This is a genomic window from Pseudomonas sp. USHLN015 (assembly GCF_037153275.1).
In the GTDB taxonomy this organism is placed as follows: domain Bacteria; phylum Pseudomonadota; class Gammaproteobacteria; order Pseudomonadales; family Pseudomonadaceae; genus Metapseudomonas; species Metapseudomonas tohonis.
In genome coordinates this window covers 20,801-39,275 of the sequence record NZ_JBBCKP010000019.1, presented here as the reverse complement: position 1 = coordinate 39,275, position 18,475 = coordinate 20,801, and the positions used below count along the sequence as shown (strand labels likewise).

Annotated in this window: 17 protein-coding genes; 1 reads left to right on the top strand and 16 read right to left on the bottom strand. The window is 66.8% G+C overall.

Annotation, left to right across the window (positions count from 1 at the left end; translation table 11 throughout):
• Positions 1-101 precede the first annotated feature (101 nt).
• The 7 genes from WFQ67_RS29330 to accD form a co-directional block, all read right to left on the bottom strand.
• Positions 102-866: an SDR family oxidoreductase gene (locus WFQ67_RS29330; RefSeq protein ID WP_213628848.1), complete on the bottom strand. Its 765-nt coding sequence runs from the start codon at positions 864-866 to the stop codon at positions 102-104.
• 11 nt (positions 867-877) lie between these two features.
• Complete coding sequence (locus WFQ67_RS29325) at positions 878-2,089, bottom strand: O-succinylhomoserine sulfhydrylase (RefSeq protein WP_173177189.1); 1,212 nt, start codon at positions 2,087-2,089, stop codon at positions 878-880.
• A 77-nt stretch (positions 2,090-2,166) separates the two neighbouring features.
• On the bottom strand, positions 2,167-3,672 hold the full coding sequence (gene purF, locus WFQ67_RS29320; RefSeq protein ID WP_213628847.1) for an amidophosphoribosyltransferase: 1,506 nt from the start codon (positions 3,670-3,672) through the stop codon (positions 2,167-2,169).
• 91 nt (positions 3,673-3,763) lie between these two features.
• Positions 3,764-4,276: a CvpA family protein gene (locus WFQ67_RS29315; protein WP_021218569.1), complete on the bottom strand. Its 513-nt coding sequence runs from the start codon at positions 4,274-4,276 to the stop codon at positions 3,764-3,766.
• Between the two features lie 95 nt (positions 4,277-4,371).
• Positions 4,372-5,019 carry an SPOR domain-containing protein gene (locus WFQ67_RS29310; RefSeq protein WP_337058921.1) on the bottom strand — a complete coding sequence of 216 codons (648 nt, stop codon included), beginning with the start codon at positions 5,017-5,019 and terminating at the stop codon, positions 4,372-4,374.
• Positions 5,020-5,025: 6 nt separating this feature from the next.
• Positions 5,026-6,303, bottom strand: coding sequence for a bifunctional tetrahydrofolate synthase/dihydrofolate synthase (folC, locus tag WFQ67_RS29305; protein WP_271105342.1), 1,278 nt, complete (start codon positions 6,301-6,303; stop codon positions 5,026-5,028).
• On the bottom strand, positions 6,300-7,172 hold the full coding sequence (gene accD / locus WFQ67_RS29300; RefSeq protein WP_337058920.1) for an acetyl-CoA carboxylase, carboxyltransferase subunit beta: 873 nt from the start codon (positions 7,170-7,172) through the stop codon (positions 6,300-6,302). Before accD ends, folC begins: the two co-directional genes overlap by 4 nt.
• Before the next feature lie 58 nt (positions 7,173-7,230).
• Between accD and WFQ67_RS29295 the strand changes: the two genes are divergently transcribed.
• Positions 7,231-7,503 carry a hypothetical protein gene (locus WFQ67_RS29295; protein ID WP_213628844.1) on the top strand — a complete coding sequence of 91 codons (273 nt, stop codon included), beginning with the start codon at positions 7,231-7,233 and terminating at the stop codon, positions 7,501-7,503.
• Here WFQ67_RS29295 and WFQ67_RS29290 read toward each other — a convergent pair.
• The 9 genes from WFQ67_RS29290 to leuC form a co-directional block, all read right to left on the bottom strand.
• Positions 7,475-8,098, bottom strand: a complete 624-nt coding sequence (locus WFQ67_RS29290; RefSeq protein ID WP_337058919.1) for a phosphoribosylanthranilate isomerase — start codon at positions 8,096-8,098, stop codon at positions 7,475-7,477. The genes WFQ67_RS29295 and WFQ67_RS29290 overlap by 29 nt on opposite strands.
• 57 nt (positions 8,099-8,155) lie before the next feature.
• Positions 8,156-9,016 (bottom strand): tRNA pseudouridine(38-40) synthase TruA, encoded by an 861-nt coding sequence (truA, locus tag WFQ67_RS29285; protein ID WP_111259427.1) that lies wholly within the window; start codon positions 9,014-9,016, stop codon positions 8,156-8,158.
• A 3-nt stretch (positions 9,017-9,019) separates the two neighbouring features.
• The gene (locus WFQ67_RS29280) at positions 9,020-11,932 is read right to left on the bottom strand and encodes a FimV/HubP family polar landmark protein (RefSeq protein ID WP_337058918.1); all 2,913 of its coding nucleotides are present in this window, start codon (positions 11,930-11,932) and stop codon (positions 9,020-9,022) included.
• A 154-nt stretch (positions 11,933-12,086) separates the two neighbouring features.
• On the bottom strand, positions 12,087-13,088 hold the full coding sequence (locus tag WFQ67_RS29275; protein WP_337058917.1) for an aspartate-semialdehyde dehydrogenase: 1,002 nt from the start codon (positions 13,086-13,088) through the stop codon (positions 12,087-12,089).
• A gap of 106 nt (positions 13,089-13,194) precedes the next feature.
• Positions 13,195-14,307, bottom strand: a complete 1,113-nt coding sequence (gene asd, locus WFQ67_RS29270) for an aspartate-semialdehyde dehydrogenase (RefSeq protein ID WP_337058916.1) — start codon at positions 14,305-14,307, stop codon at positions 13,195-13,197.
• A gap of 57 nt (positions 14,308-14,364) precedes the next feature.
• Positions 14,365-15,447 (bottom strand): 3-isopropylmalate dehydrogenase, encoded by a 1,083-nt coding sequence (gene leuB, locus WFQ67_RS29265; RefSeq protein WP_337058915.1) that lies wholly within the window; start codon positions 15,445-15,447, stop codon positions 14,365-14,367.
• Between the two features lie 85 nt (positions 15,448-15,532).
• Positions 15,533-16,297, bottom strand: a complete 765-nt coding sequence (locus WFQ67_RS29260) for a class I SAM-dependent methyltransferase (protein WP_337058914.1) — start codon at positions 16,295-16,297, stop codon at positions 15,533-15,535.
• Positions 16,298-16,311: 14 nt separating this feature from the next.
• Positions 16,312-16,956 carry a 3-isopropylmalate dehydratase small subunit gene (leuD, locus tag WFQ67_RS29255; protein WP_236207379.1) on the bottom strand — a complete coding sequence of 215 codons (645 nt, stop codon included), beginning with the start codon at positions 16,954-16,956 and terminating at the stop codon, positions 16,312-16,314.
• Positions 16,957-16,966: 10 nt separating this feature from the next.
• Complete coding sequence (gene leuC, locus WFQ67_RS29250) at positions 16,967-18,391, bottom strand: 3-isopropylmalate dehydratase large subunit (protein ID WP_236232731.1); 1,425 nt, start codon at positions 18,389-18,391, stop codon at positions 16,967-16,969.
• Positions 18,392-18,475 lie beyond the last annotated feature (84 nt).

The following is an 18,475-nucleotide window of genomic DNA, read 5'->3' as shown; positions in this document are numbered from 1 at the left end:
GGAAAACCAGCGGGCGGCAGTGCGAAGGCACTGCCGCCCGTTTTCGTTCGTGCCGCAGGCCCGTGGAATGATCGGGGACGGTGCGTACCGGGAAAGCGAGCTCAGTCCAGGTAGATCATCTTGCGGGTCATGCCGCCGTCGACCAGGAACTCCTGGCCGGTGACGAAGCCGCTGTTGTCCGAAAGCAGCCAGGCGACCAGGGCGGCGACGTCTTCCACCGTACCGACGCGGCCCGCCGGGTGCTGGTCGTGATCCCATTCCGACAGCGGCGCCTCTTCACGGGCGGCGCGGTCGCGGGAGTCGATCCAGCCGGGGCTGACCACGTTGACGCGGATGTCCGGCCCCAGGCTGATGGCCAGCGCGTGGGTCAGCGCCACCAGGCCGCCCTTGCTCGCGGCGTAGGCTTCGGTGTCGCGTTCGGATTGATGGGCGCGGGTCGAGGCGATGGTGACGATGGCGCCCCGATGGCCGCGCAGGTAGGGCGCGCAATGCTTGGCCAGCAGCATCGGGCCGGTGAGGTTGACCGACAGGGTGCGGTTCCACTGCATCAGCTCGAGGCTTTCCAGTGGCGCGCCATGGGCCTCGGCGACGCCGGCGTTGCACACCAGCGCATCGAGCCGGCCGAACTGGCCGAGCACCTCGGCGATGCCCACGGCGACCTGGCTTTCATGGGCCACGTCCATGCCGACGAACCAGGCGTTGCTGCCCAGTGCCCTGGCCACCTTGCTGCCCCGGGCACGGTCGATGTCCGCCAGCACCACCTGCCAGCCTTCGGCGATCAGCCAGGCGGCGATGCCCAGGCCAATGCCACGGGCCGCGCCGGTGACCAGCGCGACCTTGCCGTTATGGGCGGGTAGCGACTCCATGGACCACTCGATCACAACGCGGCGAGGCCACGCGCGAGATCGGCCTTGAGGTCGGCGATGTCTTCCAGGCCCACGGCGACGCGGATCAGGTTGTCGCCGATGCCGGCGTTGGCACGCTCCTGCGGCGACAGGCGGCCGTGGGAGGTGGTGGCCGGGTGGGCAATGGTGGTCTTGGTGTCACCCAGATTGGTGGTGATGGAGATCACCCGGGTGGCGTCGATGAAACGCCACGCCGCGTCCTTGCCGCCGGCCACCTCGAAGCTGACCACGGCACCGAAGGCGCTCTGCTGACGCTTGGCCAGTTCGTGCTGCGGGTGGCTTTCCAGGCCGGCGTAGTACACGCGCTCGATGCCCGGCTGCTGTTCCAGCCAGCGGGCCAGCTCCAGGGCGCTGGCGCAGTGGGCCTGCATGCGCACGCGCAGGGTTTCCAGGCCCTTGAGGAAGATCCAGGCGTTGAACGGGCTGAGGGTCGGGCCGGCGGTGCGCAGGAAGCCGACCACGCCTTCCATCTGCGCCTTGCGGCCGGCGACCACGCCGCCCATGCTGCGGCCCTGGCCGTCGATGTACTTGGTGGCCGAATGCATGACGATGTCGGCGCCGAGCTTCAGCGGCTGCTGCAGCGCGGGGGTGCAGAAGCAGTTGTCCACCGCCAGCAGCGCGCCCCGGGCGTGGGCGATCTCGGCCAGGGCGGCGATGTCCACCAGCTCGGCCAGGGGGTTGGACGGCGATTCGACGAACAGCAGCCGGGTGTTGGGCTTGAAGGCCGCTTCCCAGCCGGCCAGGTCGGCCAGCGGCGGGTAGTCGACCTCGACGCCGAAGCGCTTGAGGTACTTCTCGAACAGGCTGATGGTCGAGCCGAACACGCTGCGCGAGACCAGCACGTGATCGCCCGCGCTGCACTGGCTCATGACGATGGAGAGGATCGCCGACATGCCCGAGGCGGTGGCCACGGCCTGCTCGGCGCCTTCAAGGGCGGCGATGCGCTCTTCGAAGGCACGCACCGTGGGGTTGGTGTAGCGCGAGTAGACGTTGCCCGGCACTTCGCCGGCGAAACGCGCGGCGGCGTCGGCGGCGGTGCGGAACACATAGCTGGAGGTGAGGAACATCGCCTCGCCATGCTCGCCTTCCGGCGTGCGGTGCTGCCCCGCACGCACCGCCAGGGTGTCGAAGGCCGCGCCTTCGAGGTCACTGTCCAGCCGGCCGGCTTCCCATTCCTGCGTCATATCGCTACCTCATCAGAAACGCAGCCCGGATCGGGTCCGGGCTGCTGGCTTGCAACGTGCGGCTCAGTGGTCGCCGCTCAATTGTTGTACAGGTCGATGATCGCGCTGACCACGTTGACCTTGGCCTTGCTGGCGTCGTTGCGCGCCTGCTCGATCTTGTTCAGGTAGTGCTCGTCGACATCACCGGTGATGTACTTGCCGTCGAACACCGCGCAGTCGAACTGGTCGATCTTCACCTTGCCGCCACCGACCGCCTCGATCAGGTCCGGCAGGTCCTGGTAGATCAGCCAGTCGGCGCCGATCAGTTCGGCCACTTCCTCGGTGGAGCGGTTGTGGGCGATCAGCTCGTGGGCACTGGGCATGTCGATGCCGTACACGTTGGGGTAGCGCACCGCCGGGGCGGCCGAGCAGAAGTAGACGTTCTTGGCGCCGGCTTCGCGGGCCATCTGGATGATCTGCTTGCAGGTGGTGCCACGGACGATGGAGTCGTCCACCAGCATCACGTTCTTGCCGCGGAACTCCAGCTCGATGGCGTTGAGCTTCTGGCGCACCGATTTCTTGCGCGCGGCCTGGCCCGGCATGATGAAGGTGCGGCCGATGTAGCGGTTCTTGACGAAACCTTCGCGGAATTTCACGCCCAGGTGGTTGGCCAGCTCAAGGGCTGCGGTGCGGCTGGTATCGGGGATCGGGATGACCACGTCGATGTCGTGGTCCGGGCGCTCGCGCTGGATCTTCTCGGCCAGCTTCTCGCCCATGCGCAGGCGCGCCTTGTAGACCGAGACGCCGTCCATGATGGAGTCCGGACGCGCCAGGTAGACGTGTTCGAAGATGCACGGGGCGAGCCTCGGCGCCTTGGCGCACTGGCGGGTGTAGAGCTTGCCGTCTTCGGTGATGTACACCGCTTCGCCCGGCGCGAGGTCGCGGATCAGGGTGAAACCGAGCACGTCGAGGGAGACGCTCTCGGAGGCGATCATATATTCCACGCCTTCGTCGGTGTGACGCTGGCCGAAGACGATCGGGCGGATGGCGTTGGGGTCGCGGAAGCCGACGATGCCGTAGCCGGTGATCATCGCCACCACGGCGTAGCCGCCCAGGCAGCGGTCATGCACCCCGGAGACGGCGGCGAACACGTCCTCCTCGGTGGGCTGCAGCTTGCCGCGATGGGCCAGCTCGTGGGCGAACACGTTGAGCAGTACTTCCGAGTCGGAATTGGTGTTCACGTGGCGCAGGTCGGATTCGTAGATTTCCTTGGCCAACTGCTCGACGTTGGTCAGGTTGCCGTTGTGCGCCAGGGTGATGCCGTAGGGCGAGTTGACGTAGAACGGCTGCGCCTCGGCGGAGCTGGAGCTGCCCGCGGTCGGGTAGCGCACGTGGCCGATGCCCATGTGGCCGACCAGGCGCTGCATGTGCCGCTGCTGGAAGACATCGCGGACCAGACCGTTGTCCTTGCGCAGGAACAACCGGCCGTCATGGCTGGTCACGATGCCGGCAGCGTCCTGGCCGCGATGCTGGAGAACGGTGAGCGCGTCATACAGCGCCTGATTGACGTTCGACTTACCGACGATACCGACGATGCCACACATGCGGTGCAACCCCTGCTGCTAGTAGTTCAGGCTAATACCGGGCGACGGGCCGGGCAGTTGGTGCCCCGCTCGCCACCCGTTGTTTGGCGGCTCAGCTTGGTGCGCTGACGCTGCCGGCAAGCCACTGGCTGGTGAAGCCCAGAATCAGGTTCTTCGACCAGTCGGCGACCATGAGAAAATGCGGCAGCAGCGTGGACTGCTGCCACCAAGGATCCTGTTGCACCGGCGCCAGGCTCAGCAGGCCGACCAGCACCACCACCAGCAAAGCCCCGCGCGCCGCGCCGAAGACCATGCCGAGGAAGCGGTCGGTGCCGTCCATGCCGGTGACCCTGATCAGCTCACCGATCAGGAAATTGACCAACGCCCCCACGAGCAGGGTGGCGATGAAGAGAATGGCGCAGGCCGCAATCACGCGCGCCGACGGCATTTCGATGAACTCGGTGAGGTGCTGTGACAAGGCCCCGCCGAACATCCAGGCGACTATGCCGGCGATGATCCAGGTGAGCAGTGAAAGCGCTTCCTTGACGAAGCCGCGCTTCAGACTGATCAGACTGGAAATGGCGATGATGGCGATGATCGACCAATCGACCCAGGTGAATGCCACGTATGCAGCTCACGAACAGAAAAGGCGCTGCATTTTAGCAGAGCCCCGTCACTCCGGTAACCCGCGGATCAGATTGCTCTGATAGAGCGAGCGAATCAGCCTTTTTCGGGCTGGAAGCGAACGATGAAGCCGTTGAGCTTCTGTTGGCGGCTCAGGGAGTCACGCAGCCGGTCGGCCTCCGCGCGCTCGATGACCGGGCCGACGAACACCCGGTTCATGCCGTCCGCGCTGCGGATATAGGCGTTATAGCCCTGGCTGCGCAAGGTCTGCTGGAGCTTCTCGGCGCTGGCCCGGTTGGACAGGCTGGCGAGCTGGATCGACCAGCTGACCGGCAGGCCGTTCGGGTCCAGGCGCTTTTCTTCCGCCTTGGGCGGGGTGGCGGCCGGCGGCACGGCCTGGGCCTGCTGCGGCTGGGCCTGGGGTTGCGCGGGGGCCTGGGGCTGGGCCGGTTGCACGGGGGTGCCGGGCTGCTCGGCAGGGGCGACGGGCAGGGCACTGGCCTGGCCGGAGCCATCCAGCGGCGGGACGGGCTCTTCAGGCAACACCTGCGGCTCGGGAACCGGCACGGTTTCCATCTCCACCGGCGGCATCTCCGGGGTCTGCGGCATGGTCGGGGCTTCGATGCGCACCTGGCGCAGCTCGTCCTCGCGGGTGAACAGCATCGGCAGGAAGATCACCGCCAGCGCCAGCAGCACCAGGGCACCGACGATGCGTTGCTTGAGTCCCTTGTCCAGCACAGCCACTCCCCCTTAAGCCTGATGCGCGAGCCAGGCCAGCGCCTCGGCCACGCAATAGAAAGATCCGAACACCAGGATTTCATCCCCCTCCCCGGCCTTCTCGCACTGCGCATCCAGCGCCGCAGCCACGTCCGCATGGCTGCTCGCCGTGACGCCAAGGGCGAGCAACGCGGCCTGCAACTCGGCGGCCGGTCGGCTGCGCGTCGACGGCAGGGTGGTCACCGCCCAGTCGGGCAGCACGTCCTTGAGCGGCGCGAGCACGCCGGGCAGGTCCTTGTCGGCCAGCAGGCCGAACACCGCGAGGCGACGACCCGCGACCGGACGGGCGCGCAGGCGCTCGGCCAGGTAGCCGGCAGCGTGGGGATTATGCCCAACATCCAGCAGCAGCGTGAGTGACTTGCCACGCCATTTCAGCGAGCGGCGATCCAGGCGGCCGGTGACCCGGGTGGCCTGCAGCGCCTGGGTGATGGCGGCCTCGTCCCAGGCCTGGCCCAGCAGCGAGTAGGCCTGCAGGGCCAGCGCGGCATTCTCCAGGGGCAGGTCGAGCAGCGGCAGGTCATGCAGTTGGCGCAGCTGGCCCTTCCGGTCGACGCCCCGCCAATGCCAGGCGCCCTCGCCCACCGCCAGGTCGTAGTCACGCCCGCGCAGGATGAAGGGAGCACCCAGGGTCGCGGCCTGCTCGATGAGCGGTGCAGGAGGATCGAGGTCGCCGCAGAGGGCAGGCTTGCCGGCACGGAAGATGCCGGCCTTCTCGAAGGCGACGCTTTCACGGGTGTCGCCGAGCCAGTCGGCATGGTCGATGCCGATGCTGGTGACCAGCGCCAGGTCGGCATCGACCAGGTTGACCGCATCCAGGCGGCCGCCGAGGCCGACTTCGAGCACCGCGGCGTCGAGCCCGCTGCGCTCGAACAGCCAGAAGGCCGCCAGGGTGCCCATCTCGAAATAGGTCAGGGAGACGTCGCCACGAGCAGCCTCCACGGCGGCGAAGGCCTCGCAGAGCGCAGCGTCGCTGGCGTCGAGGCCATCGATCTGTACGCGCTCGTTGTAGGTGAGCAGGTGCGGGGAGCTGTACACCCCGACCTTGAGGCCCTGCGCCCTCAACAAGGAGGCGAGGAAGGCGCAGGTCGAACCCTTGCCATTGGTCCCGGTAACCGTGACCACCAGCGGCGCCGGCCTGTGCAGGCCGAGTCGCTGGGCGACCTGGCGGCTGCGATCCAGCCCCATGTCGATGGCTGTAGGGTGGAGTTGCTCGAGGTACGCGAGCCAGTCGGCGAGGGTTCGTTGGGTCATGCAGTGGCCGGTGAGGGTAGACGCATGAACTGCGCCAACAGCCGCGATAGGCGGGCGCGCAGTTCCTGACGGGGGATGATCATGTCGATGGCGCCGTGCTCCAGCAGGAACTCGCTGCGCTGGAAGCCTTCGGGCAGCTTCTCGCGCACGGTCTGCTCGATTACGCGGGGACCGGCGAAGCCGATCAGCGCCTTGGGTTCGGCGACGATCACGTCACCGAGCATCGCCAGGCTCGCGGAAACACCGCCATAGACGGGGTCGGTGAGCACGGAGATGAAGGGAATGCCTTCTTCGCGCAGGCGCGCCAGTACCGCAGAGGTCTTGGCCATCTGCATCAGGGAGATCAACGCTTCCTGCATGCGCGCACCGCCCGAGGCGGAGAAGCACACCAGCGGGCAGCGCTTCTCCAGGGAGACGTTGGCGGCGCGGACGAAACGCTCGCCGACCACCGCGCCCATGGAGCCCCCCATGAACGAGAACTCGAAGGCACACGCCACGATGGGCATGCCTTCCAGGCTGCCGCTCATGGCGATCAGCGCGTCCTTCTCGCCGGTGTCCTTCTGGGCAGCGGTGATGCGGTCCTTGTACTTCTTGCTGTCGCGGAACTTGAGGCGGTCCACCGGTTCCAGCTCGGCTCCCAGCTCCTCGCGGCCCTCGGCGTCGAGGAAGATGTCCAGGCGGGTGCGCGCGTCGATGCGCATGTGGTGGTTGCACTTGGGACAGACGTCGAGGGTCTTATCGAGCTCGGGCTTGTACAGCACGGCCTCGCAAGACGGGCACTTGTGCCAGAGGCCTTCAGGAACCGAGCTCTTCTTCACCTCGGAACGCATGATCGAAGGGATCAGCTTGTCTACCAGCCAGTTGCTCATGCTCTCGTTCTCCATAGCTTCAGGCCCGAACACGCGCTAGCGGCCCGGAGCCCTGCGCATGTTCTTGAGCGAATTCACGATTGCGGACGGGGTTGGCGGCACCAGCGGGATGGCGATGGTGCGCCCTGCCCCGCTCGGCGTCGCCGGGCAATCCCCGGCCATCTGGGCGACGGAAGCCGGCATGGCGCCGTCGCGAAAAGCAAAATCGGCCCGTTCCGACAACGCGCGCATGCGCGCGTGCCCGGGCAACTGGGTTATGGACGGCAGCGCGAGCGGCGCCGTCACATATGCGGGCGACGGGTTCAGCATGCCGCTCTTGCCGCATCGATGAAGGCCCGCACCTTGTCATGGTCCTTGATGCCCTTGCTCGCTTCCACGCCGCCGCTGACATCCACGGCATACGGCCTGACCTGGGCAACGGCCAGCCCGACATTCTCCGGGGTGAGGCCGCCTGCGAGTATCACGGGTTTGTCCAGCTCGACCGGGACGAGGTTCCAGTCGAACGCCTCGCCCGTACCACCCGGGATGCCGGGGACATAGGTGTCCAGCAGCACGCCCGAGGCACCGGGGAATTCACGCACGCGGGCGGCCACGTCATCGCCGGGCCGGACCCTCAGAGCCTTGATATAGGGGCGGCCATGGCCCGAGCACGCATCCGGCGTCTCGTCGCCATGGAACTGCAGCAGGTCGAGGGGAACCACATCGAGGATGGCCGCCAGCTCGGCGGCGGGCATGTCGACGAACAGGCCGACAGTGGTGACGAAGGGCGGCAGCGCCGCGACTATCGCCCGGGCCTGCTCGGCCGTGACCGCGCGCGGGCTGGCGGGATAGAACACCATGCCGATGGCATCGGCCCCGGCCGCAGCCGCCGCCAGGGCGTCCTCGACGCGGGTGATGCCACAGATTTTGATGCGAACGGCTGGCAAGTTGCTGGCACCGGGTGGGTAAAAGATGCTGGATGGTAGCAAAGGCTCGGCGGAGCGTCAGCCCGGGTTTTCCGGCAGCCAGGAAAGGAAATGTGGCCCGATGTAACGCTTGGGCAACTGGAACTCCTCGGGGTATTCCACTTCCACCAGGTACAACCCATACGGATGGGCGGTGACACCGCCGGTACGCCGGACGCGACTTTCCAGCACTTCACGGGCCCACTCCGGCGGCCGCTCGCCGGCACCGATGGTCATCAATACCCCGGCGAAGTTGCGCACCATGTGGTGGAGGAAAGCGTTGGCGCGAATGTCCAGGACGATGAAGCGCCCATGCTCGCTCAGGCGCAGGTGGTGCACCGTCTTGATCGGCGACTTGGCCTGGCACTGGCGGGCACGGAATGCGCTGAAGTCATGGGTGCCCACCAGGTGGGCAGCGGCCTCACGCATGCGCTCGACATCCAGCGGCCGATGGTTCCAGGTGACCTCCTCGGCCATGTGCGCCGGGCGGATCTGGTCGTTGTAGATGACGTAGCGGTAACGCCGCGCCATGGCGCTGAAGCGCGCATCGAAGTGCCGCGGCATCTCCTGGGCCCAGGCCACGCTGATGTCGCCCGGCAGGTTCATGTTCGCCCCCATGACCCATGCATGCATGGAGCGCTGGACCGGCGTGTCGAAGTGCACCACCTGGCCGCTGGCATGCACCAGCGCATCGGTGCGGCCGGCACAGCTGAGCGTCACCGGCGCGCCGCCGGCCACCTTGGACAGGGCCTTCTCCAGGCACTCCTGGACCGACGGAACCCCGGCGCGCTGGCGCTGGAAGCCGCGATAGCGGGAGCCCTTGTACTCGACGCCGAGGGCGATTCTGTAAATGCCAACGGCAGCCGAGTCGGCTGCCGTTGTGGGTACTGCTTGGGTCATTGATCAGCTGATACGGGCGATGAGCTCGCGCGCTTCCTGTTGCTGGTTCTCACTGCCCTCGGCCATCACTTCGTCGAGGATGTCGCGGGCGCCTTCGGTGTCACCCATGTCGATGTAGGCGCGGGCCAGATCGAGCTTGGTGGCGGTTTCGTCGGTTCCGGAGAGGAAGTCGAAGTCGTCTTCGCCATCCAGGTCCAGCGCCGGAGCGGCGGTGCTGGCCGGTGCGCTTTCTGCCGGCGGCTGGTCGAGGCTCTCGGCGAGCTGGTCGAGCTCGGCGGTCACTTCATCCAGCTTGGCGGCGAAGCTGTCGGAAAGCGGCGCGTCCACTTCGGTGGCTGGCTCGTCCTCGGGCATCGACAGGTCGAAGTCGGACGGCAGTTCGAAGGCGGAAGCGGCTTCTTCCTTGGCCGGCTCGGCGGCAGGTTCGGCCCCACCCAGGCCCAGCTCGTCGTCGAGGCTGAGGAGGAAGTCGTCTTCCTCGGCGACGGTCGGCTTGGTGTCGGATTCCAGATCCAGGCTGAAGTCGGCGAGATCGTCACCCAGGTCCAGCGGCTCTTCCGCCAGCGGCTTGCTGTCCAGTTCCAGGTCGAAGCCCAGCTCGTCGTCGAGGCTCGCAGCCGGGGCGGCGGGTTCGTCGAGGCTCAGGTCGAGATCGTCCAGGCCGGCCAGCGCATCGTTGCCGGCGGACGCCTGCAGGTCGCGATCGAGGTCGGCTTCCAGCTCGTCGAGGCTCAGGTCGAAGGCATCGTCCAGATCCGACCCCACGGCGGCGGGCGCCGGGGCAGCGGGAGCGGCGGGCTCGTCCAGGGTCAGGTCGTCGAGGCTGAAGCTGTCCAGGTCGTCCGCAGCGGAAGAGCTGGCGGCGAAGCCCAGGCCTGCAGCGGCGGCAAGCGCCATGGCCGGGTACTTGGCCTTGAGCTGGTCGACTTCGGCATAGGCACCGCCGATCTCACGCAGCTCGCTTTCCTGGCGGGCGAAGCCGTCGCGGTCACCCAGTTCGGCGTAGACCTCCATCAGTTTCAGGCGCAGATCGGCACGGTGCGGCTCGTCATTGATGGCGTTCTGCAGCAGCTCGGCAGCCTGGTTGAAACGACCGTAGGCGATATAGATGTCGGCTTCGCTGATGGCGTCGCCAGTCTGGGCGGTGACGCGCTCTTCGGCCTGGGCAGGCGCGGCGGCCGCTACGGCGGGCTCGTTCTCGAGACCGCCGAAGGCGTTGTCCTGGATGTCCAGGTCGTTGTCGAAGTGGGTGTCGTCATCCTGGGCAGCCAGGCTGTTCTGCAGCTCGGCTTCCTTCATCGCATTGCGACGGGACAGGATCATCAGGGCGACCAGCAGCGCCAGCAGCGCGCCGCCACCGGCGATGCCCAGCAGCATCGGGTTGCCCATCAGATCGTCGATGAAACCGGGCTGCTCGGCTTCGGGCTCGACCGGAGCGGGCGCGGCGGCAACCGGCGCAGGCTCGACCGGCTTGGCGGCTTCGGCCGGAGCGGCAGGTTTTTCAACGGCATCAGCCGGCTCACTGGCCGGCTGCTGGTTCTGGGACTGGGCGGCTGCATCAGGTGCAGCCGGCTCCTCGTTGTAGTTGTAGTCCGGCGCCTGCCCGGCCGGGGGAGTGGCCTGGGTAGCGTCGGGTGCCGGAGTAGCCGGCACCGCTGCGGGTTGTTCGGCAGCCGGAGCCGCCGGAGTGGCGGAAGCGGCTGGCGTTGCCGGGGTCGGCGTGGCCGGAGTCGCCGGGGCGGCGGCTTCGGGTTTCTTCGCCAGGTCGCCCTGCAGCTTGGCCAGTTGGTCGTCCTTCAGCTGGATGAGGCGTTGCAGCTTGTCCAGCTGGCTCTGCAGGTCGCTCATCCGGCCCTTGAGCTCGTCGTTCTCGCGACGGGTGGTGTCCAGGCTTTCCTGGGTGACCGCCAGCTTCTCGGACAGGGCCTTGTTGTTGCCGTTGCCGGCACCCTTCTCGCTGCCAGCGGTGGACTTGCCACTGTCGGCGGAGAGCAGGCGCAGGCTGTCCTTGCTTTCGGTCTTGGCAGGAGCGGCGCCGGCAGTGGCGCGCTTGGTGGCGTCCAGCTGGCGCTGACCGGCACTGCCCGCGACCGCGCTGCCGTCACGCCAGGCGGCGTTCTGAGCGGCGACCTGGGCGATGGCTTCGGATTGCGAACGGCTGGCGATCTGCGCATCGGTCGGCATGCGCAGCACCTGGCCGCTCTTCATGCGATTGATGTTGCCGCCGACGAAGGCATCCGGGTTCAGGTCCTGGATGGCCAGCATGGCCTGGTGTACGGAGCCGCTGGAGCGATTGCGCTGGGCGATTTCCCAGAGGGTGTCGCTACCGGTGGTCTTGTATTCCTCGGCGCCCGCCTTGGCGGTGGAAGCGGCCGGCGCTACCGGAGCGGAAGCACGCGGAGCCTGGGCGGCCGGGCTGGTGCTCGGGCGCGGGGCGGCAGCGGCCGGACGCGGGGCCTGGGCCGGAGCGGCGATGGGCATGCTCGGCATGACGGCGGCGGTGGTTTCGGGGGAATAGGTCGGCGGGTCCAGCAGCAGGGTGTATTCGCGCAGCAGGCGGCCATTGGGCCACAGCACTTCCACCAGGAAATTGAGGTAGGGCTCGCGCACCGGCTTGTTGGAGGTAACGCGAATCACGCTCTTGCCGTTGGGCTTGAGCACCGGCGTGAACTTCAGGTCGGTCAGGAAGTACTGGTGATCGACACCAGCCTTGCTGAACTCCTCGGCCGTAGCCAGGTTCGGAACGACTTCGTTGGAAGCCAGGTCGCGGACCTCGAGCAACTCGATCTCAGCCACCAGCGGCTGATTCAAGGCGGACTTCAGGGTCACTTCCCCGAGCCCCAGAGCATGTGCCATGCCGGAGGTCAGCGCCGAAGCAGCCGCAATTGCCAGCACCAGTTTGCGAACCCGAATCATAGCGTAATCCCTTGTTTTATCTTTTTTTCTCGGCCGAACGAGAGAGTATTTTGATCGCTGCCACAACACGCCATAGCGGTTCCCCGTCAGCGATGAAAACTAAACCAGTATTGTCAAGCTAGAAAAGTTCTTCAAATTTTCAGGTAAGTATCTTTTACAGATAGTGTTTTATCAATAACTCGCCGGACTGTACGGCGTTGAGTGCAGCGCCTTTTCGCACATTATCAGACGCAATCCACAAATTGACTTGGCGCGGGTCTTCCAGCCCTTTTCGCACCCGGCCGACGTAGATCACATCCTGCCCCACAGCGTCACCTACTGCCGTCGGGTAGTCGTCCCGCTCGACCAGTTCGATGCCCGGCGCAGCCTCCAGTCGCTCCAGCACATGAGCCAGATCGAGGTCCTCGCGCACCTGCAGCGAGACGCTCAGGCTGTCGCCGAAGAACACCGGCACGAGTACGCAGGTGGCGGCCACGTCCAGCGTCGGGGCGACGAGCAGCGCTTTCAATTCGCGTGCCAGTCTTCTTTCCAGCTGCGCGTGCCCGTCCCCGTCCACCGCATCGGGTTGGGCGAGGACGTTGAAAGCCACCTGGCGATCGAAGAAGCGCGGCTCCAGCGGGCGAGCATTGAGCAACTCGGCGGTCTGCCGGGCCAGTTCGTTGACGCCTTCGCGCCCACGGCTGGAAACCGCGAGGCAGGCGGTGACGGTGACGCGCTCGATGCCCAGGGCAGCCAGGGGTGCCAACGCGCAGGCCAGCGCCACGGCGGGCGCGCTCGGGCTGCTCACTCTATAAGGAGGGGCCAGCTCGCCCAGCAGGCCGGCGTTGGCTTCGGGCACCAGAGGCTTGGCGTCATCCAGCGCCCCGGACAGGTCGATCACCGCACAGCCCGCCTGGCTGGCGCGATCGGCGAAGCTGCGGCTCACCGCTTCGCCAGCGGCGAAGAAGGCCAGGCGTACCTGGGAGAAATCGAACTCGGCGACATCGCGCACGCGCAGGTTCTTGCCACGGAACGGCACGGAGGCGCCGGCGGACTCGATGCTCGCCAGCAGGTGCAGGGTGCCGATGGGGAACTCACGATCGGCGAGGAGCTCGACGAGGGTTTCGCCAACGGTGCCGGTGGCGCCGACAACGGCGATATCGAAGGACTGGCTCATGGACATTGCCTCTGGCGAAACGGGAGCGGCACTTTAACCGCCGCCCCGCACGCAGGCAATCGAGGGAAACCGGGCGCCGACGAGCCTCATCGGCGCCCCGGATCGATCAACGCTCCAGGAGGATGCGCAGCATGCGGCGCAGCGGTTCGGCCGCGCCCCACAGCAGTTGGTCGCCGACGGTGAAGGCGCCCAGGTACTGCGAACCCATGTTGAGCTTGCGCAGGCGGCCCACCGGCACGCTGAGGGTGCCGGTCACGGCGGTCGGGGTCAGCTCGCGCATGCTGATCTCGCGCTGGTTCGGCACCAGCTTCACCCAGGGGTTGTGCTGGCTGATCATCCCTTCGATGTCGGCGATCGGCACATCCTTGTTCAGCTTGATGGTCAGCGCCTGGCTGTGGCAGCGCATGGCGCCGATGCGCACGCAGATGCCGTCCACCGGGATCGGGCTCTTGAAGCGACCGAGGATCTTGTTGGTCTCGGCCTGGCCCTTCCACTCTTCGCGGCTCTGGCCGTTGGGTAGCTCCTTGTCGATCCAGGGGATCAGGCTGCCGGCCAGCGGCACGCCGAAGTTCTCGGTCGGGAAGGCGTCGCCGCGCATGGCCTCGGCCACCTTGCGGTCGATGTCGAGGATGGCGCTGGCCGGGTTGGCCAGGTCATCGGCGACCGCGGCGTGGGTGGCGCCCATCTGCTTGATCAGCTCGCGCATGTTCTGCGCACCGGCGCCGGAGGCGGCCTGGTAGGTCATGGCGCTCATCCACTCCACCAGGCCGGCTTCGAACAGGCCGCCCAGGGCCATCAGCATCAGGCTGACGGTGCAGTTGCCACCGATGTAGTTCTTGGTGCCGGCGTCCAGCTGCTGGTCGATCACGCGGCGGTTGACCGGATCGAGGACGATGACCGCGTCATCCTGCATGCGCAGGCTGGAGGCGGCGTCGATCCAGTAGCCCTGCCAGCCGGCCTCGCGCAGCTTGGGGAAGACTTCACTGGTGTAGTCGCCACCCTGGCAGGTCAGGATCACGTCGAGGCTCTTCAGCTCATCGATGCTGTAGGCATCCTTCAGCGGAGCGACGTCCTTGCCAATCGCCGGGCCTTGCCCGCCGACGTTGGAGGTGGTGAAGAAAACCGGCTCGATCAGGTCGAAATCCCGCTCTTCCAGCATCCGCTGCATGAGTACGGAACCCACCATGCCGCGCCAACCGATCAGACCTACACGCTTCATGACAACTACACCTTTCAGGGAAAAAGTGGGCCGCTGCCATGCAGCGGGCCCGACAGATTACAGATTACGCAGGGCCTCGACCACTGCATCGCCCATGGCTTGGGTACCGACCTTGGTGGTACCGGCGGAGAAGATGTCGCCGGTGCGCAGCCCCTGGTCGAGGACGTTGCTCACGGCCTTCTCGATGGCATCCGCGGCGGTGCCCTGGTTGAAGCTGTAGCGCAGCATCATCGAGACCGAGAGGATGGTCGCCAGCGGGTTGGCGATGCCCTGGCCGGCGATGTCCGGCGCAGAACCGTGGCACGGCTCGTACATGCCCTTGTTGTTCGCGTCCAGGGAGGCGGAAGGCAGCATGCCGATGGAGCCGGTGAGCATGGAAGCCTCATCCGACAGGATGTCGCCGAACATGTTGTCGGTGACCATGACATCGAACTGCTTGGGTGCACGCACCAGCTGCATGGCCGCGTTGTCGACGTACATGTGCGACAGCTCGACGTCCGGGTAGTCCTTGGCCACCTCCTCCACCACTTCGCGCCACAGCTGGCTGGAGGCGAGCACGTTGGCCTTGTCCACCGAGCACAGCTTCTTGCCACGCACGCGGGCCATGTCGAAGCCGACGCGGGCGATGCGGCGGATTTCGCTCTCGGCATACGGCAGGGTGTCATACGCCTGGCGCTCGCCGTTCTCCAGCACGCGCTGCTCGCGCGGCTGGCCGAAGTAGATGCCGCCGGTCAGCTCGCGGACGATGAGGATGTCCAGGCCCGAGACCACTTCCGGCTTGAGGCTGGAGGCGTCCGCCAGTTGCGGATAGAGGATGGCCGGGCGCAGGTTGGCGAACAGGCCCAGTTGCGAGCGGATCTTCAACAGGCCGCGCTCCGGGCGGATGTCGCGCTCGATCTTGTCCCATTTCGGCCCACCCACGGCGCCCAGCAGCACGGCGTCGGCCTGGCGCGCACGCTCCAGGGTCTCGTCGGCCAGCGGCACGCCATGCTTGTCGATGGCGGCACCGCCGATCACGTCGTGGTTCAGCTCGAAGCCGAGCTGGAACTTGTCATTGGCCAGCTCCAGCACCTTGACCGCCTCGGCCATGATTTCCGGGCCGATGCCGTCGCCAGGGAGAACCAGAATCTGTTTGCTCATGAGTCTTTCCTTCGGAAAAAAGCGTCACGCCCCAAGTCGCAGGCCCCAAGTACGTGTCGCTTGGAGCCTGCAGCCTGGCGCGCGGTTATTGGGTGGCCCACAGCACCAGCACGTCGGTACTGAAGGAGCCGTCTTCGGTGATCTCGAAATACGCGCGAACTTCCTCGCCCACCGCCTTCTGCAGGGCCAGGATGGCATCGCGGAACACATCGGGCGTACGCATCCGCGTGATCCAGGAGCCGAACTCCAGGCGCAGGCGCTGACGCGCATGGCGCTCGACGAACAGTCCCGCCTCACTGACCTGACGCAACCACTCGGCGACCGAATAATCGCGCACATGGCTGGTGTCGCGCAGCACTTCCACCGCCTGCAGGTGGGTGTCGAGCAGCGGGCTGCCCGGCGACGCCACGTCGATGACGGCAACGCAGCCGCCCGGTTTCAGCACCCGGCGCACCTCGCGCAGGGCCAGGCCCAGGTCGCTCCAGTGGTGCGCGGAGTAACGGCTGAAGACGAAATCGAAGCTGGCGTCGGCGAAAGGCAGGCGCTCGGCCGCCCCGCGCTCGGTGCGCACGTTACCCAGGCCACGCTCGGAGGCAGCCACGGCGACCACTTCCAGCATCTGCTGCGACAGGTCGTAGGCCACCACTTCGCCGACCAGCGGCGCGACATGGAAACTGACATGGCCCGCGCCGCAACCGAGGTCGAGCACCCGCGCATCGCCCCGGCCCGCGACCGCTGCCTGCAGCTGCGCGAACTCCGCGCCCTGGGCATGCACGGCGCTGCTCAGGTAGGCGCTGGCCTGCTCGCCGAACTGGCGCTGCACCACCTGCACATGGGCCTTGTCGCTCATCTCGCGTCCTCGCCTCAGGCGTCGCGGAACAGCCAGGGCTGCGCCTGGCGATGGCCGCTCTCGAAGGCGCGGATGGCGTCCGCGTCCTGCAGGGTCAGGCCGATGTCGTCCAGGCCGTTGAGCAGGCAGTGCTTGCGGAAGGCGTCCACATCGAAGGAATAGGTCTTGCCGTCCGGACGGGTCACGGTCTGCGCGGCGAGGTCGACGGTGAGCCGGTAGCCCTCCTGCGCTTCGCATTGCTTGAACAGCTCGTCCACTTCCTCGTCCTTCAGGATGATCGGCAGCAGGCCGTTCTTGAAGCTGTTGTTGAAGAAGATGTCGGCGTAGCTCGGCGCGATGATGGCGCGGAAGCCGTATTCCTCGAGGGCCCACGGCGCATGCTCGCGGGAGGAGCCGCAGCCGAAGTTCTCACGGGCCAACAGCACGCTGGCGCCCTGGAAGCGGGGGAAGTTGAGGACGAAGTCCGGGTTCACCGGGCGCTTGGAGTTGTCCTGGTTCGGCTGGCCGACGTCCAGGTAGCGCCACTCATCGAACAGGTTCGGGCCGAAGCCGGTGCGCTTGATCGACTTGAGGAACTGCTTGGGGATGATCTGGTCGGTGTCGACGTTGGCACGATCGAGCGGAGCGACGAGACCGGTGTGTTGGGTGAAGGCTTTCATCTCGCTCTCCTTACTTGAGCATCTCGCGAACATCGACGAAGCGGCCGTTGACGGCGGCTGCGGCGGCCATGGCCGGGCTGACCAGGTGGGTACGCCCACCGGCACCCTGGCGGCCTTCGAAGTTGCGGTTGGAGGTGGAGGCGCAATGCTCGCCGCTTTCCAGGCGGTCCGGGTTCATCGCCAGGCACATGGAGCAGCCCGGCTCACGCCATTCGAAGCCCGCCTCGATGAAGATCTTGTCCAGCCCCTCACGCTCGGCCTGCTGCTTCACCAGGCCCGAGCCCGGCACCACCATCGCCTGCTTGACGGTCGCGGCGACCTTGCGACCCTTGGCCACCTCCGCCGCGGCGCGCAGGTCTTCGATGCGCGAGTTGGTGCAGGAGCCGATGAACACGCGGTCCAGCTGGATATCGGTGATCGCCTGGTTGGCGGCCAGGCCCATGTACTTGAGGGCGCGGGTGATGGAGTCGCGCTTGACCGGGTCGGCCTCGACGGCCGGGTCCGGCACGCGCTGGTCGACCGGCAGCACCATCTCCGGCGAGGTGCCCCAGCTGACCTGGGGAATGATGTCCTCGGCACGCATCTCGATCACGGTGTCGAAGTGGGCGTCGGCGTCGGAAACCAGGCCGCGCCAGACCGCCACGGCCTTCTCCCAGTCCGCTCCCTTGGGTGCGAAGGGGCGGCCCTCGACATAGGCGATGGTCTTCTCGTCCACCGCCACCATGCCCACGCGGGCACCTGCCTCGATGGACATGTTGCAGATGGTCATGCGGCCTTCCATGGACAGATCGCGGATGGCGCTGCCGGCGAACTCCAGGGCGTGGCCGTTGCCGCCGGCGGTGCCGATCCTGCCGATCACCGCGAGCACGATGTCCTTGGCGGTGACGCCGAAGGGCAGCGTCCCCTCCACGCGCACCTGCATGTTCTTCATCTTCTTGGCGATCAGGCACTGGGTGGCGAGCACATGCTCCACCTCGGAGGTGCCGATGCCGTGGGCCAACGCACCGAAGGCACCGTGGGTGGAGGTGTGCGAGTCGCCGCAGACCACGGTCATGCCCGGCAAGGTGGCGCCCTGCTCCGGGCCGACCACGTGGACGATGCCCTGGCGCACATCATTCATCTTGAACTCGAGGATGCCGAAGTCGTCGCAGTTCTCATCGAGGGTCTGTACCTGGATGCGCGACACCTCGTCGGCGATGGCCTCGAGGCCCCCCTGGCGCTCGGCGCGGGTGGTCGGCACGTTGTGGTCCGGGGTGGCGATGTTGGCGTCGATGCGCCACGGCTTGCGGTCGGCCAGACGCAGGCCTTCGAACGCCTGGGGCGAGGTCACTTCATGAAGGATGTGGCGGTCGATGTAGATCAGCGACGAACCATCGTCGCGGCGCTTCACCTCGTGCATTTCCCAGAGCTTGTCGTAGAGCGTCTTGCCGGCCATCGGGCGTTCCTCATCAGCTTGTTTCCATGCCGGGGCTCTCATTGGACAAAAAGGCCCCTTGGCTTGTGGGGATGATCCTAGGGA